A 15,249-nucleotide genomic window follows, 5' to 3' on the forward strand; every position below is an offset into this window, starting at 1 on the left:
CGGGCCACCCGGCCGGGGGACCTTCGGCTCGGCAGCCGTCGCTGAGCAGCCACGACGGCATCGTGGTGGCGTGTCGCAGCGACATCGACGGCTCCCGGAGCGGTGGTTGACCTTGCGCGCTCACGGTAGATCCACGCCGGAAAGGCGGGCAACGTATTTCGATCCGCCGTCGGACGGGGGCCGCTGCCGGCCGGCCCGGCCGGCCGCCCGGGCCGCGGCGAGGGGCCGGTCGACCCGGGCGGCCATCTGCACCACCAGCTCGCTCTCCAGCAGCGGCCCGTTCACCTCGGCGGCCACCGACAGCGCCGGCGTGGAGACCGACCGCCAGATCGCGGTGAGGCCGGCGCCCAGGCCGACCAGGGCCACCGCCGCCCGGGTGGTGGGGGAGCCAGCCGCCGCGGCGGCGCTCACTCCGACCACCGCGAGCAGCACCAGCAGCAGGGGTACGAGCACCGGCCAGAAGATGCCCCGGGCCGCCTGCACCACCAGCCTGCGGTCCCGGATGATGAGGTTCCGAGCCACCACGGCCCAGTTCTCCTCGTCCAGCAGGTCGCGCGGGTGCAGGCCGCCGGTGAGCACGCCCCGCCACAGCTCACCCTGGTTGCGCAGCTCGCGGGCCAGCTCCGCGAGCCCGGCCTCGCCCGGATCGCCGACCGCCGCCCGGGTGACCGCCGCCGCCCACGCGGCCAGCGAGTGGCGCACGACCGCCGCCGAGTACGGGGGCAGCACGGTGGCCAGCTCGTCCAGCCACCGGCTGATCTGGATCTGCCGCCCGCCGAACCGTCCGACCAGCTGGTCGGCGTCGCCGTGGCGGACCGTGTCGGCGAGCGACCGGCCGAGCCGGTACGCCAGCCCCACCCGGTGGTTGGTCGCCATCGTCCAGCGCAGCACGTCCACGTTCAGCTCGTCGAGGGCGAGCAGCAGCGGTTCCCGGTCCCCGCCGGTGGCCGCCCGGGCGGCGGCGGTGGCGGGCAGTGGCCGGCCCGGCGCGGTGAGCGCGGCGATCTGGGCCAGCGCCACCTCCACCCCGTCGAGGTTCATGCGGAGCCGGAGCCGCCCCGGCATCTCGGTGACGTTGGAGAGCTTCGGCGGGGCGGTCACGGGCCGGTCCACGCTGTCGACCAGGTCGGCGGTCTGCGCGTGGTGGTACGTGTCCGCCATCGACCAGCCCAGCCGCAGCGCCGTGACGACGCACGCCCGCTCGTCGCGGAGCAGCCCGTACGCGTCGTCCCGCTCGCCGTCCACCCGCAGCGCGGTGCTCACCCTCCCGACCTCCCGTGCCGTCGGAGTCAGCCGAGCCTAGTGCAGCTTTTGGCGGCTTATGACCGGTTTCAGGTTCGGCGCCGGCCGGCCAGCAGGCCGCGCGGGCGGACCGAGTGCACCGGCTCGGCCGCCGCACCCTCCGCCCGCAGGATGTGGTTGGCGGCCACGATCCCGGTGGCCGCCGACCGTTCCATGAGCGCGCTCGGGAAGTCGGTCCGGATCCCGTCGCCGGCCAGGTAGAGGCCGGCCGCGTCGGTGCGTACCCCCGGCCGTCGGGCGTGGCTGCCCGGGGTGAACGCGGGGGCCTGCGCCTCGACCCGGGCGCGCAGCTCGCGCGCCCGCAGCCCGGCGGCCTCCGGCCAGAGCGCGATCAACTCGGCCCGCATGCGCTCGGCCAGCTCCCCGGCCGGCACGTCCGGCTCGCAGGCGTACGCGTGCAGCTCGACCACCGCGCCGCCGGTCCGCTCCGCCCAGCGCCGCGGCTCGTCCTCCAGCCGGTGGTAGAGGGTCACCGAGTCCAGGGTGGGCTGCCGGGACACCCCGCTGAACACCGCCCGGTCCGGGCGCACGTCGCCGTCCATCCAGTAGCGCGCCACCGCGTACGGGGGGCCGGGCCGGCCGAACGCGGGCATCCGCGCCACCAGCTCGGGCGCCGCCGCGAGCAGCCCGGGCGAGGCGTTGACCAGCGCGGCGAGCGCGGGCGGGTCGACGGCCAGCACCACGTGCCCGGCCTCGTGGGTGTCACCGCAGGCGGTGGTCACCCGCCAGCCGTCCGGCGTCCGGTCCAGCCGCGCGGCGGCCGTGCCGGTGCGTACGTGGGCGCCGTGCTGCTCGACGTGCCGGGTGAGCGGCTCCCAGATCGCGGTCGCGTAGTCCCGGTCCGGGCAGTCGAAGGCCAGCCCCTCCGGGTTGCCGAGCAGGTAGAAGTGGAACTGGGCGATCATCTCGGCGGCCGACATCTCCGCCTCGTGGTTGAAGAACGAGTGCGAGAAGACCTCGAAGAGCATGGCCCGGGCCCGGTCCGGCAGTCGCAGCGAGGTGAGCAGGTCGTCGGCGGTCCGGGTGTCGAACTCGGCGTACGTGCGCACCGGGTCGTAGGTGAGCAGCGGCAGCGCGGCGTCCCGGTCCATGCCCCGCAGGTCGGCCAGGCGCAGGCTCGGGCTGCGCAGCAGCAGGGCGAGCAGGTTGGCCGGCGGCGCGGGCGGCAGCTTGCCGAACTCCTCGGCCGGCCACTCGGCGGAGAGGATCGGGTAGCCGGACACCGGCCTGAGGAAGCCCAGGGTGGGGTCGGCGCGGCGCAGGATGTTCCGCCAGTTCCAGTACTGCCGGAAGAAGGCGTGGAAGCCGTGCTCGTTGCGCTGGGCGCCGTCCGGCAGCTCCTCCGGCCAGGCGCCGAGCCGGCCGCCCAGGTGCGGCGCCGCCTCCAGCACGGTCACCTCGACGCCGCGCTCGGCCAGCACCACCGCCGCCGACATGCCGGCGATGCCGCCGCCGACCACCACGGCCCGCGCCGGCCGCGGCACGCGCGGGGCGCCACCGCCGCCGGGGTCCACCAGGTGCCGTCGTACGCCGATGAGCCGACCGACCACTCGCGACACTGCCATGCGCGCCTCCGACCCGACGGGAGCCCCCAGTCTGCCGGGTCACGCCGCCGGCGGCAGCAGACAGCGGCGCGGCCGGTCCGAGGCGGGCCAGACGTACTCCAGGTCGGGCGGGACGTCGTCGAACTGCGGGCCGTAGTGCCCCGGGTCCTTGCGCAGCAGCGACGACCGGTGGCTGAGGTGCAGGTCCTCCCGGCCGAGCCAGGGCGGCAGCTCGCCGGCCTCGGCCAGCTCGGACTGGGTGCGGATGAGCGCGATGCCGCAGGCGGTGGCGAGGTCGGTGGCCATGGTGGCCGCGCAGGTGTCCGCCCGGCCCGGCTCGCACCACACCGCGCACATGTCCAGGCCGTACCGGGTCAGCGCCTCCTCGTACCCGGCCCACATCTTCACCGCCGGGTGGTTGCGCCAGCCGTAGTCCGGCCGGGTCAGCCCGCGCAGCACCTGGATGGTCTCCACCCGCTGCTTGCCCAGCCGCTTCTGGTCCAGCGTCCGGGCGCTGGCCAGGAAGTCCGGATACGGCAGGAACGTCTGCATGCCGGTGCTCTACCCGTACTGGCGGGCGGCATGCGTTCATGATCGAGGGGGCTGCGCGCGCTGCGAGCGACTGACTACCATCCGGGCATGGCCGAGCCCCTCCGCGACCGCGCGCGCCGGGCGACCGGATGGCGGCTCAAGATGAACGGCGACGCCCGTCCGCACTACGTGGTCTGCGGCTCGGACCCGCTGGCCTACTGGGTGGTCCGGTCGCTGCTCGCCACCGACCCGCCCGCCGGCCGGGTCCGGGTGACCCTGGTGGTGCCCGAGCGCCGCCGCTCCGACGGGCCGGACGGGCGGGACCTCCCGGGCGTCCAGGTCGTGCGGGCCGACCGGCTCGACGAGGCCACCTTCCGCCGGGCCGGGCTGGCCGGGGCGGACGGGCTGGCCCTGCTGCACCAGGACGACGTGGGCAACATGCACGCCGCGCTCTGCGCCCAGGAGGTCGAGCCCCGGCTGCGCCTCGTGGTCCGGATGTTCAACACCAGCCTGGCCAACGGCGTGCGGCAGCTCTTTCCCGATTCGGCGGTGCTCTCCGACGCGTCGATCTCCGCCCCGGCGTTCGTGGCCGCCGCCCTCGGCGAGCTGGCCCCCACCCACTTCCGGCACGCCGGCCGCACCCTCTACGTGGCCCGCCGCGCCGACGTACGCCCGCAGGACGTGGTCAGCGGGCTGGCCGTCACCGGCGACCCGGAGCTGGTCCGGGTGCTGCCCGCCGACGAGGCCTCCGCCGACGTGGTGCTGGCCGAGGCGACCGGCCGGCCGCCCGGCACCGAGCTGGCCGCCCGCCGGCTGGTCCGGGCCCGCCGTCGCCGGCAGCCGGTCGTGGTGCTGCTCCGCGCGCTCCGCAGCTTCGCCACCCGCAAGATCGGCCTGGCCGTGCTGGTGCTGCTGGCGGTGATCGCCGTACTCGGCTGGCTCAACGCCCGGGCGGCCGACGTGACCTGGTCCGAGGCGCTCTACCTGACGCTGGTCACCACCCTGAGCGGGCAGGACCCGGACGTCAACAAGCCGCTGGCCGCCCAGATCATGCAGGTGGTGCTCAACCTGGCCGGGCTGGCGCTGATCCCGCTGATCACGGCCGCCGTGGTCGACGGCATCGTCAACGCCCGGCTCGCCCTGCACGCCGGCCGGATCCAACCCGACCGCTCCGGGCACGTGGTGGTGGTCGGGCTGGGCAACATCGGCACCCGGGTGATGGCCCAGCTGCAGGACTTCGGCGTCGAGGTGGTGGCCATCGACAAGAACCCGGAGGCGCGTGGCGCGCCGCTGGCGCACCGGCTGGGCGTGCCGCTGATCGTCGGGGACGCCGGGCAGGAGGAGACCCTGCGCGCCGCCTCCGTCGACACCAGTCAGGCGCTCGTGGTCGTCTCCACCGACGACGGGGTCAACCTCCGCGCCGCGCTCAACGCCCGCTCGCTCGACCCCGACCTGCGGGTGGTGCTGCGCCTCTTCGACGGCGACTTCGCCGAGCGGATCCAGCAGGCGTTCGGCATCGGCATCTCGCGCAGCGTGTCGTACCTGGCCGCTCCGGCGTTCGCGGCGGCCATGCTGGACCGCGCGGTGATCGCCACCATCCCGGTCGACCGGCACGCGCTGCTGGTCACCGAGGTGCCGGTGGTGGCCGGCTCCCCGCTCGACGGCCGGCCGCTCGCCGCGGTGGCCCGCCCCGGCGAGGTGCGCCTGCTGGCCCACACCCGGGCCGGGCAGAAGACGGAGTGGTCGGCCGACCCGCGGATGGTGATCCACGCGGGCGACCGGCTGACCGTGGTGGCCCGGCGGGCCGGGCTGACCGCCCTGCTCCGGGAGACCACCCCGGCGCCGCCGCCCGCACCGGCGGGCGCGCCGGCCGCCCGCCAGCCGGACGACTGACCGGATTCAGGCCGCGCGGGTGGCGTGGCGGAGGGCGTACCAGGCGGCACCGAGGGCGAGCACACCGAAGCCGGCGAGTGTGCTGGCCGGCGGCAGGTTGACGGCGAGCAGCAGGCAGCCGACCAGCCCCAGCGCGGCGAGCAGCTGCACCGGCAGCTTCCGGGCCGGGTCCCGGCCCAGGGTGAGCGCCGAGGCGTTGGCGATCGCGTAGTAGACCAGCACCGTGCAGCTGGAGAAGCCGATCGCGCCCCGCACGTCGGCCAGGGACACCACGACGATCACCACGGCGGCCACCGCCAGCTCGGCGCGGTGCGGCACCCGGTACCTCGGGTGCACGGCGGCGAGCGCGCCCGGCAGGTCCCGGCGGCGGGCCATCGCCAGTGTGGTCCGCCCCACCCCGGCGAGCAGGGAGAGCAGCACCCCGGTCACCGCCACGGTGGCACCGGCCCGGACCAGCCAGGCCAGGCCGGGCAGCCCGGCCGCGGTCACCACCTCGGCCAGCGGCGCGGTGGAGGCGGCCAGCCGCTGCTGGCCCAGCACCCCGAGGGCCACCACGGCCAGCACCAGGTAGACGGCCAGCACCACGCCGAGCGCCAGCGGCACCGCGCGCGGGATGGTGCGTGCCGGGTCGCGGACCTCCTCACCGAGGGTGGCGATCCGGGCGTACCCGGCGAAGGCGAAGAACAGCAGGCCGGCGGCGGTGAGCACGCCCCGGACGCCGAGGTCGGCGAAACCGGCCAGCCGGTCGGGCGCGACGTGCGGCGCGCCGGTCACCGCCACCACGGCGAGCACGGTGAGGACCACGCCGACCAGCACCCGGGTGGCCGTTGCGGTCTTTCCCACCCCGCGCAGGTTCACGGCGGTCACCGCCACCACCGCGAGGACGGCCACGAGCCGCGCCCGCTCCGGCCAGAGGTACGCCCCGATGGTCAACGCCATGGCCGCGCAGCTCGCTGTCTTGCCGATCACGAACCCCCAGCCGGCGATGAACCCGGCGAACGGGTGCAGCCGCTCCCGGCCGTAGACGTAGGTGCCGCCGGACTCCGGGTAACGGGCCGCGAGCCGGGCCGAGCTGGTCGCGTTGCAGAAGGCGATGAAGCCCGCGAGGGCCAGCGCGACCAGCAGGCCGGCACCGCCGGCCGCCGCCGCGGCGGGGGCGAAGACCACGAAGACACCCGCACCGAGCATCGACCCCAGCCCGATGACGACCGCGTCGCGTACGCCCAGCCGGCGCGCCAGTTCAGCCACGAGTGCAGGCTAGGCGGTGGAGGTGAACGGCCGGTCCCGGTTGCGCAGCGGGCCGGGCAACCACAGGTCGTCCCAGGGCACCCGGTGCAGCAACCGGTCCAGCAGCAGGCCGAGCAGCAGCCCCGCGACCGAGTCGGTCAGCCAGTGCCAGCCCAGGTACGTGGTGGTGGAGAGCACGATCAGCGGCGGCAGCACCCGGACCACGGTGACCAGCCGGGGCGGGACGGTCCGGCCGACGGTGCCCAGCAGCGCCGGGAGCAGCATGGCGAGCACGCCGTACCAGACGATCGCGTTGGCCACGTGCCCCGACGGGTACGACATTCCGTAGACGCCGTCGGTGTGGAAGAGCCGGACCGTGTCCGCCTCGGGCAGATAGGGCGGCTTGACGCTGGCGCTCGGCGCCGCCCGGTCGGTCGAGAGCTTCAGCGGCCCGATGGTCAGGTTGGTGAGCAGGAAGGCGACGATCGGCGGCAGGATCGGGCGTACCGAGCGGAGCCGGAGCCCCACCACCACGCCCACCCCCGCGGCCAGCAGGGTCAGCGGGGTGCCCTGGCCCAGGAAGTTGAGCACCCGGGCCACCCAGAACGCGGCGGCGGGCCGGTGCGAGTCCGCCCAGTCGGCGACGGCCCGGTCCAGTCCGAGGAGATGGCCGCTGGCCAGTGCCACGGTCAGCGCCACCAGTGCGGCGAGCAGCAGCCCGTCGAACCACCAGCCGGCCGGCCGGACGGGCCGGAGGCCCGGCCTTCGGCGTACCCCTGTGGTCTCCCGCACGCGACCACGCTACCGGTCGCCCGCGGCGCCGGACCGGCGCGGGCATCGGCGGCTGTGGGCCCAACCACGAAGGGAAGCGCTGCCCGGGGGTCACCGGTCACACTTGTCCCCGTGCGGATCACCTCGGCCCTCGTCGACCCGGCGCTGCTCGACCTCCCCTGGTCGACCCCGCTGGAGGAGTGGCCTGCCGAACACCTGGTGGCGCTGCCCCAGGGCATCTCGCGGCACATCGTGCGCTTCGTCCGGCTCGGCGGCTACGTCTACGCGGTCAAGGAGACCGGCGAGCGGGTCGCCGAACGGGAGTACGACCTGCTCCGGGCGCTGGAGCGGATCGACTTCCCGTCGGTCGAGGCGATCGCGATCGTGGCCGACCGGCAGACCGACGACGGGGAGCCGCTCGACCCGGTGCTGATCACCCGGCACCTCCAGTTCTCCCTGCCCTACCGGGCGCTGTTCTCCCGCACGCTGCGGCCGGAGACCATGAACCGGCTGCTCGACGCGCTGGCGGTGCTGCTGGTCCGGATGCACCTGACCGGCTTCTTCTGGGGCGACTGCTCGCTGTCCAACACGCTGTTCCGCCGGGACGCGGGCGCCTTCGCCGCCTACCTGGTCGACGCGGAGACCGGCGCCCTGCACCCCTCGCTCTCGAACGGGCAGCGCGGCGAGGACCTGGAGATCGCCCGGGTCAACATCTTCGGCGAGGCGCTGGACCTCCAGGCCGCCGGCCTGCTGCACGAGTCGATCGACCCGGAGGAAGTCTGCGAGCAGGTCGTGCAGCGCTACGAGCGGCTCTGGCACGAGATCACCTACGAGCAGCAGATCGAGCGGGAGGCCCGGCACGACATCGAGGGCCGGATCCGCCGCCTCAACGAACTGGGCTTCGACGTCGCCGAGGTGGCCATGTCGACCGTCGACAACGGGCGCTACCTGGTCCGGCCCAAGGTCGTCGACGCCGGCTACCACACCCGGCGGCTGCTCCGGCTCACCGGCCTGGACGCCGAGGAGAACCAGGCCCGCAAGCTCCTCAACGACCTGGACGCGTACCGGGTGGAGAGCGACCTGACCGACGAGCAGCAGGCCGCGCACCGCTGGCTGACCGAGGTGTTCGAGCCGGTGGTCCGGGCGGTGCCCGCGCACCTGCGCCGCAAGCTGGAGCCGCAGGAGCTGTTCGCCCAGATCATCGAGCACAAGTGGCTGCTCTCCGAACGGGCCGGCCGGGACGTCGGGATGCGCCAGGCGGTGCAGTCCTACCTGGCCGACGTGCTGGTGCACCGCCCGGACGAGCAGGCGGTGCTCGGCGTCGAGGTGCCCGCCGTCGGCTGATCAGCCCGCCGCGTCACTCCACCCAGGCGCCGGCGCGCATCACCCGGACCACGTTGAGGTCGTCGTCGAGGACGACCAGGTCGGCCCGGAGGCCGGTCTGGAGCGCGCCCACCCGGTCGCCCAGCCCGATGGCCCGGGCCGGCGTGGTGGCGACCATCCGGCAGGCGTCCGGCAGGGCGATCCCCGCGGCGACGGCGTGCCGCAGCGCGGCGTCCATGGTCAGCGTGCTGCCGGCGATCGCGCCGTCCCGGCTGAGCCGGGCCACCCCGTCGGCCACCGTGACGGCCTGGCCGCCCAGCTCGTACTCGCCGTCGGGCATGCCGGCGGCGGCCATCGCGTCGGTGATCAGGGCGGCCCGCTCCGCGCCGGCCAGCGAGGTGGCGAAGCCGAGCATGCCGTCGTGCAGGTGCACCCCGTCGGCGACCAGCTCGCAGACCACGTTCGGGGCGTCCAGCAGGGCCACCACCGGACCGGGCTCGCGGTGGTGCACCGGGCGCATCCCGTTGAACAGGTGGGTGCCGACGCTCGCGCCCGCCGCCACGGCCGCCCGGGTCTGCTCCCAGGTGGCGTCGGTGTGCCCGACGGCCGCCACCACGCCCCGCCCGACCAGCAGCTTGATCGCCTCCAGCGCGCCGTCGCGCTCGGGGGCCAGGGTGACCATCCGGACCGCGCCGCCGCCCAGCTCGATCAGCTCGGCCAGCTCCTCGGTGGACGGGTCGCGGAGGAACTCCGGGTTCTGCGCCCCGCACCGGGCCGCGGACAGGTACGGGCCTTCGAAGTGGACGCCGGCCAGCACCCCGGACTCGACGAGCGGCCGGTAGGCGGCGGTGGCGTCGCGCATCAGCGGGAACGGGGAGCTGACCAGGCTGGCCAGCAGCGTGGTGGTGCCGTGCCCGAGGTGGAAGTCGGCGGCCTGCCGGGCCGACTCCGCGTCGCCCGTCGTGAAGGTGTGCCCGCCCCCGCCGTGGGTGTGCATGTCCACGAAGCCCGGCACGATCCAGTGCCCGTCGCGCACCGTCGGGTACTCGGCGACGGCCCGGATCCGGTCGTCGGCGATCTCCACGCAACCCTGCCGGATCACGCCGTTCGGGGTCACCACCTTGCCGGTCACGCGCAGGGTCATCGGCTCTCCTTCGCCAGGGTGTCCAGGGCCAGCAGGGCGGCGCCGAGGCAGCCGGCCTCGTCGCCGAGGGCCGCGGCGACCAGGCGCGGCTCCCGGTGGAAGGTAAGGCGTTCGCGCAACGCCGTGCGCAGCGGGTCGAACAGTCCGGGGCCGGCCTGGGCCAGCCCGCCGCCGATCACGATGGTCGCCACGTCGAAGAGTGCCTGGCCGGTGGCCAGGCCGTCGGCGAGCGCCTCGACCGCCTCCCGCCAGACCCGGCCGGCCAGCGGCTCACCGGCCGCCGCCCGGTCGGCCACCTCGGCGGCGGTGGCCGGGCTGCCGGCCAGCTCGGCGTACCGCCGGCCGATGGCCGAGGCCGACGCCACCGCCTCCAGGCAGCCGGGGCGGCCGCAGCCGCAGCGCGGGCCGTCCGGGCGTACCAGGATGTGGCCGATCTCCCCGGCGGCGCCGTGCGCGCCGACCGCGGCCGACCCGTCGACCACGTGGGCGGCGGCGATGCCGGTGCCGATGGCGACGAAGAGCACGTGGCCGGCGTCCCGCCCGGCGCCGAGCCGCGCCTCGGCCAGGCCGCCCACCCGCACGTCGTGGCCGAGCGCCGTGGGCAGGCCGAGCCGCGTCCGCGCCAGCTCCCGCAGGGGTACGTCGCGGAAGCCCACGTTCGCCGACCAGACCGCCACCCCGCGGGCCTCGTCGACCACGCCGGGCACGGCGATGCCGCATGCCACCGGGGTGAGGCCGTCGGCGCGGGCCTTGCCGGCGAGTCCCTCGGCCACGTCGAGGATCGTGCCGACCACCGCCTCCGGGCCGCGCGCCGCGTCGGTGGCGTGCCGTTCGGCGTGCGCGGTCGTGCCGTCCGGCCGGACCAGGGCGCATTTCATTCCGGTGCCGCCCACGTCCAGCGCGACGACGACATCGTCGCCTGGTGTCACGCCAGCACCACGGACCGGGTCAGGTGTCGCGGCGCGTCGGGGTCGAGGCCGCGGCTGGTGGCGAGGGCGACGGCGAAGCGCTGGGCGAGGATCAGGTCGGCCATCGGGTCGACCGGGTTGCGGCCGGCCGCCCAACTCGTCAGCACGGTGTGGCAGCCGTGCGTGCGGCTGTGCACGAAGGTGGCGCCGGTCGCCGCCACGTCCTCGGGGAGGCCCTCCGGGATCCCGCCGAACGCCCAGACCAGCCGCCCCGGGGCGGCGATCGAGATGGGGCCGTGCCGGTAGTCCATGGCCGGGTACGCCTCGGCCCAGAAGGTGGCCGCCTCGCGGCACTTCAGCGCGGCCTCCTCGGCCAGCCCGACCGTCCAGCCGCGGCCGAGGAAGGTGACCTGGTCGATGGTGGCCGGGTCGATCGGCAGCGGGGCCCGGACGGCCACCTCGGCGTCGGCGGCGAGCCGGCCCAGGTCCTCGCCGAGGTGGGCGCGGAGCAGCGCGAGCGCGGTGGTGGCGAAGCGGGTCTGCACCACCGAGCGCTCGTCGGCGAAGGGCAGGGGCACCGCCGCGTCGGCCAGCTCGACGGCCGGTGCGGCCGGGTCGCCGACCAGGACCGTGGTGGGCAGCTGCCCGCGCAGCGCGGCGAGCAGGTCGAGCACCTCGGTGGTGGTGCCGGAGCGGGTGATCGCGATGACCCGGTCGTAGCGGCGGCCGGTGGGGAACTCGCTGGCCTGGAAGGCGTCGGTCTCGCCCTGGCCGGCGCCCTCGCGCAGGCCGGCGTACGCGGCCGCCATGAACCACGACGTGCCGCACCCGACGACGGCGACCCGCTCGCCGGGGCGCGGCAGGCGGTCGGCGACGGTCGGGGCGAGTCGCGCCGCCTCCCGCCAGCAGTCGGGCTGGCTCGCGATCTCCGCGTGCACGTACGCCATCACCACTCCTCGCCAGGGGGAGACCTTGCGCAATACGGCGCGATATGGCCGTCTTTCGCGCGTCATTCTGCGCGATTCCGGTCGGCCGTGGCAACCGCCTCCCACATCGCGCAGGACAGGGTTTTGCGCCCCGCCAGTTTCGCGCACTACTGTGCACGCAATCAATCACCGTTCGTGCAGAGTCAGTGGAGGCCCCGCGTGGACCGCTACGCCCGATGGAACGCGCTGCTCGAGATGCTGACCGACAGCGGCCGGGTCAGCGTCGAGGAGGCGGCCGGGCGCCTGGACGTCTCCCAGGCCACCATCCGGCGTGACTTCGACCAGCTCGCCCAGCAGCAGATGATCACGCGGACGCGGGGCGGCGCCGTCGCGAACGGCGTCTCCTACGACCTGCCGCTGCGCTACAAGACGGCCAAGCACTCGGCCGAGAAGCAGCGGATCGGGGCGGCCGCCGCCGCGCTGGTCTCCCCGGGCACGGTGGTCGGTCTGAACGGGGGCACGACCAGCACCGAGGTGGCCCGGGCGCTGGCCGTCCGCCCCGACCTCAACACCAGCGCCGAGGGCGCCCAGCTCACCGTGGTCACCAACGCCCTGAACATCGCCAACGAGCTGCTGGTGCGCTCGCGGATGAAGGTGGTGGTGGCCGGCGGCGTGGTGCGGCCCAAGTCGTTCGAGCTGGTCGGCCCGCTGGGCGGGGCGCTGCTGCGCGAGGTCACCCTGGATGTGGCGCTGCTCGGCGTGGACGCCATCGACCCGCAGCTCGGCGCGGCCGCCCACCACGAGGGCGAGGCGGCCATGAACAGCCTCATGGTGGCCCGGGCCAAGCGGGTCGTGGTCATCGCCGACTCGTCCAAGCTGGGCGGACACGCGTTCGCCCGGATCTGCCCGGTGGACCGGGTGGAGACGCTGGTGACCGACTCCGGTGCGTCCCCCGCCGTGGTGCAGGCGTTCCGCGACGCGGGCGTGCACGTCGTCTGCGCCTGACCGGACTCGTCGGCGCGCCTGACCCGGATCCGGGGAAACCCCGATGCATACCGGGTATTGTCTCCGGCTGCATACCGCGTATGGTGTCGAGCTGACACCTACTTATCGGGGGAGGTCAGCTTTGTCGGCTGTCCTGGAGATCGAAGGTCTCCGCAAGACGTACCGGAGCCGGAAACGCGGGGTCCGCCACGCGCTCGACGGCTTCGACATGCGGGTCGAGGCCGGCCAGGTGCACGGCTTCCTCGGCCCCAACGGCTCGGGCAAGACCACCACGCTGCGCACGCTGCTCGGCCTGATCCGGCCCAACGGTGGCCGGATGGCCATCCTCGGCCAGGAGGTGCCGCCGGCGCTGCCCGCGGTCGCCGGCCAGGTCGGCGCCATCGTGGAGAGCCCGCAGTTCTTCCCGCACTTCTCCGCCCGGGACACCCTCGGGCTGCTCGCCCAGGCCGGTGAGCTGCCCCGGCAGCGGGTCGACGAGGTGCTGGAGCTGGTCGGGCTGCGCGATCGGGCGGGTGAGCGGGTGAAGACCTACTCGCTCGGCATGAAGCAGCGGCTCGCCGTCGCCTCCGCGCTGCTGAAGAACCCGAAGCTGCTGATCCTGGACGAGCCGGCCAACGGCCTCGACCCGGGCGGCATCCGGGAGATGCGCGGTCTCATGCGGGACCTCGCCGGCGCCGGGATGACCGTGGTGCTCTCCAGCCACATCCTCGGCGAGATCCAGCTCATCTGCGACTCGGTCACCATCATCTCGCTGGGCCGGCGGGTCGCGTTCGGGCCGGTCGACGAGGTGCTCGCCGCGCACTCGCAGGGCGCGGTGCGGGTCCGCCTGGAGGCGGTGACCGACCTGCCGCAGGCGGCCGAGACCCTGACCCGGGCCGGGATCCGCGTCGCCGCCGAGCCCGACCACCTCATGCTGGCCGGTGTCGACAAGCCGGCCTCGGTCAGCCGCGTCCTCGCCGAGCAGGGCCTCTACGTCAGCGAGCTGACCCCCGTCGCGGTGGACCTGGAGAGCGTCTTCCTCGAACTGACCGCCACCGCGCCGGTCCCCGGCCAGCACCGGCAGGTCGACCAGTCCACGAAGGTCGGTGAGCCGGGCAGCGGCGTCACCGGAGGAGGTTGGGGCGCATGAGCCTCTACATGACCGAACTGCGCCGGCTCAGCAAGCGCCGGCTCACCCGGCTGCTGCTGGTCCTGCTGCTGCTCGGGCTGGCCACGGTGGCCACCGCCTTCAGCTTCTCCAGCCACCAGCTCTCCAAGGAGACGGTCGCGGCCGCCCAGGCCGAGTCCGAGGCGCAGTACCAGCGGGCGGTGGCGGACTGGAAGCGGACCGTCGCCGACTGCGACGCCGCCAAGGCCCGCGGCGACCAGGACACCGACGAGCGGTACGGCCCGAACTGCGGCCGGGACTGGCAGCCGCAGCCGGAGATGTTCGACCCGAAGTGGAACCTGCCCTACCAGTTCGACTTCCGGGCCGAGTTCCCCACGTTCATCGCGGTCTTCGCCGGGGCGGTGGCGCTCTTCGCGTTCATCGTCGGCGCCTCGTACGTGGGGGCCGAGTGGAGCACCGGCGGAATGATGAACCTGCTGCTCTGGCGGCCGAAGCGGCTCGCCGTGCTGGGCACCAAGCTGGCCGCGCTGCTCACCACCGTGCTCGGGGTGAGCCTGGTGCTCGGTGCCTTCTGGACGGTCGCCTTCTGGCTCATCGGCCGCTACCGGGGGACCACCGCCAAGGTGACCGCCGGGGTGTGGCAGTCCGTCGGCCTCGACGGCCTGCGGGCGGTCGGGCTCATCCTGCTCGTGGGTGCGGTGGCCTTCGCGCTGGCCTCGCTGGGGCGGCACACCGCGATGGCGCTCGGCGCGGCCGTGGCGGTCTTCGCGATCAGCGAGATCGGCATCCGGATCGCGGTGAACGTGCTCTCCGTCCCGTTCGGCGACCGGTACGTCCTCTCCACGTACGCCCAGTCGTGGTTCATGAAGCAGGCGGAGCTCTTCGACTACGACACCTGCCAGTTCGCCAAGGGTGCGTGCGAACCGGCCAAGCTGGTGGTCACGTGGCAGCAGTCGGCACTGGTGTTCGGGGTGGGCGCCGCCGCGGTGCTGATCGGCGCGTTCTGGTCGATGCGCCGGCGGGACATCGCCTGACCGGACCTCGCGTGCGATGCGGGCCGGGCGGACCCTGGTTAGGCTGGGGTCCCCCGGCCGGCGTCGTCGCGCCGGTCGCCCCGTCCTGCTGAGGAGCGCCATGCCCGCCGACGCCACGGAGCGGGCCGTCACCGACGACCGGCCCGAGCCGTCCGGGACCACCGACGTCGCGCGCCGGGAGGCCGGCGTCACCGTCCCGCCACCCCGCTCCGCCCCCGCGGTCGAGGCCGCGCCGCCGGACGACGGGCCGGCGGGTCCGGCTCCCGCCCCGGAGGCGCCCGGCGAGGCCGACGGGCTGACCGAGCGGGAGCGGCGGATCCTCGCCTTCGAGCAGCAGTGGTGGAAGTACGCGGGCGCCAAGGAACAGGCCATCCGGGACACCTTCGGGCTCTCCGCGACGCGCTACTACCAACTGCTCAACGCGCTGCTCGATCAGCCCGCCGCGCTCGCGGCCGAGCCGGTGCTGGTCGGCCGGCTGCGCCGGCTCCGCTCGTCCCGGGCCCGGAACAGGCGGCGCTGAACCGCCCGCACAC

General features: G+C 74.9%; 14 protein-coding genes. 6 read left to right on the forward strand and 8 right to left on the reverse strand.

The features are described from left to right. Positions 1-120: 120 nt before the first annotated feature. The 3 genes from RMN56_RS13795 to RMN56_RS13805 all read right to left on the reverse strand — a co-directional run bounded on the left by RMN56_RS13795 (position 121) and on the right by RMN56_RS13805 (position 3,398). Entirely contained in the window at positions 121-1,263 is a 1,143-nt protein-coding gene (locus RMN56_RS13795; protein ID WP_313724170.1) for a hypothetical protein, read from the reverse strand. A gap of 68 nt (positions 1,264-1,331) precedes the next feature. Then, entirely contained in the window at positions 1,332-2,867 is a 1,536-nt protein-coding gene (locus tag RMN56_RS13800; RefSeq protein WP_313724171.1) for an FAD-dependent oxidoreductase, read from the reverse strand. 39 nt (positions 2,868-2,906) lie between these two features. Then, the gene (locus RMN56_RS13805; protein ID WP_313724172.1) at positions 2,907-3,398 is read right to left on the reverse strand and encodes an MSMEG_6728 family protein; all 492 of its coding nucleotides are present in this window, start codon (positions 3,396-3,398) and stop codon (positions 2,907-2,909) included. 141 nt (positions 3,399-3,539) lie between these two features. Here RMN56_RS13805 and RMN56_RS13810 point away from each other — a divergent pair, with 141 nt between their 5' ends. After that, complete coding sequence (locus RMN56_RS13810; RefSeq protein ID WP_313724740.1) at positions 3,540-5,270, forward strand: potassium channel protein; 1,731 nt, start codon at positions 3,540-3,542, stop codon at positions 5,268-5,270. Between the two features lie 6 nt (positions 5,271-5,276). Here RMN56_RS13810 and RMN56_RS13815 read toward each other — a convergent pair whose 3' ends face one another. After that, positions 5,277-6,518 carry an APC family permease gene (locus RMN56_RS13815; protein WP_313724173.1) on the reverse strand — a complete coding sequence of 414 codons (1,242 nt, stop codon included), beginning with the start codon at positions 6,516-6,518 and terminating at the stop codon, positions 5,277-5,279. A 9-nt stretch (positions 6,519-6,527) separates the two neighbouring features. Beyond that, positions 6,528-7,289: a phosphatase PAP2 family protein gene (locus RMN56_RS13820; RefSeq protein WP_313724174.1), complete on the reverse strand. Its 762-nt coding sequence runs from the start codon at positions 7,287-7,289 to the stop codon at positions 6,528-6,530. A gap of 111 nt (positions 7,290-7,400) precedes the next feature. Between RMN56_RS13820 and RMN56_RS13825 the strand changes: the two genes are divergently transcribed. Continuing rightward, complete coding sequence (locus RMN56_RS13825) at positions 7,401-8,612, forward strand: DUF4032 domain-containing protein (RefSeq protein WP_313724175.1); 1,212 nt, start codon at positions 7,401-7,403, stop codon at positions 8,610-8,612. Positions 8,613-8,625: 13 nt separating this feature from the next. On the opposite strand, the gene nagA is transcribed toward RMN56_RS13825, so the two are convergent. The 3 genes from nagA to RMN56_RS13840 are packed head-to-tail and all read right to left on the reverse strand — an operon-like array spanning position 8,626 to position 11,590. Next, positions 8,626-9,735, reverse strand: a complete 1,110-nt coding sequence (gene nagA, locus RMN56_RS13830) for an N-acetylglucosamine-6-phosphate deacetylase (protein ID WP_313724176.1) — start codon at positions 9,733-9,735, stop codon at positions 8,626-8,628. Then, on the reverse strand, positions 9,732-10,664 hold the full coding sequence (locus RMN56_RS13835; RefSeq protein WP_313724177.1) for an ROK family protein: 933 nt from the start codon (positions 10,662-10,664) through the stop codon (positions 9,732-9,734). The genes nagA and RMN56_RS13835 overlap by 4 nt, the downstream gene beginning before the upstream one ends. After that, on the reverse strand, positions 10,661-11,590 hold the full coding sequence (locus RMN56_RS13840) for an SIS domain-containing protein (protein WP_313724178.1): 930 nt from the start codon (positions 11,588-11,590) through the stop codon (positions 10,661-10,663). The genes RMN56_RS13835 and RMN56_RS13840 overlap by 4 nt, the downstream gene beginning before the upstream one ends. 198 nt (positions 11,591-11,788) lie before the next feature. Between RMN56_RS13840 and RMN56_RS13845 the strand changes: the two genes are divergently transcribed. The 4 genes from RMN56_RS13845 to RMN56_RS13860 all read left to right on the forward strand — a co-directional run bounded on the left by RMN56_RS13845 (position 11,789) and on the right by RMN56_RS13860 (position 15,236). Continuing rightward, positions 11,789-12,574, forward strand: a complete 786-nt coding sequence (locus tag RMN56_RS13845) for a DeoR/GlpR family DNA-binding transcription regulator (protein WP_154228936.1) — start codon at positions 11,789-11,791, stop codon at positions 12,572-12,574. A gap of 121 nt (positions 12,575-12,695) precedes the next feature. Beyond that, the gene (locus RMN56_RS13850; protein ID WP_313724179.1) at positions 12,696-13,703 is read left to right on the forward strand and encodes an ATP-binding cassette domain-containing protein; all 1,008 of its coding nucleotides are present in this window, start codon (positions 12,696-12,698) and stop codon (positions 13,701-13,703) included. Further along, positions 13,700-14,716, forward strand: coding sequence for an ABC transporter permease subunit (locus tag RMN56_RS13855; protein ID WP_313724180.1), 1,017 nt, complete (start codon positions 13,700-13,702; stop codon positions 14,714-14,716). The genes RMN56_RS13850 and RMN56_RS13855 overlap by 4 nt, the downstream gene beginning before the upstream one ends. Before the next feature lie 100 nt (positions 14,717-14,816). Beyond that, a complete protein-coding gene (locus RMN56_RS13860) occupies positions 14,817-15,236 on the forward strand; it encodes a DUF3263 domain-containing protein (RefSeq protein ID WP_313724181.1) in 420 nt (139 codons plus the stop codon). The last annotated feature ends 13 nt before the right edge of the window (positions 15,237-15,249 follow it).

Source organism: Micromonospora halotolerans (assembly GCF_032108445.1).
Taxonomy (GTDB): domain Bacteria; phylum Actinomycetota; class Actinomycetes; order Mycobacteriales; family Micromonosporaceae; genus Micromonospora; species Micromonospora halotolerans.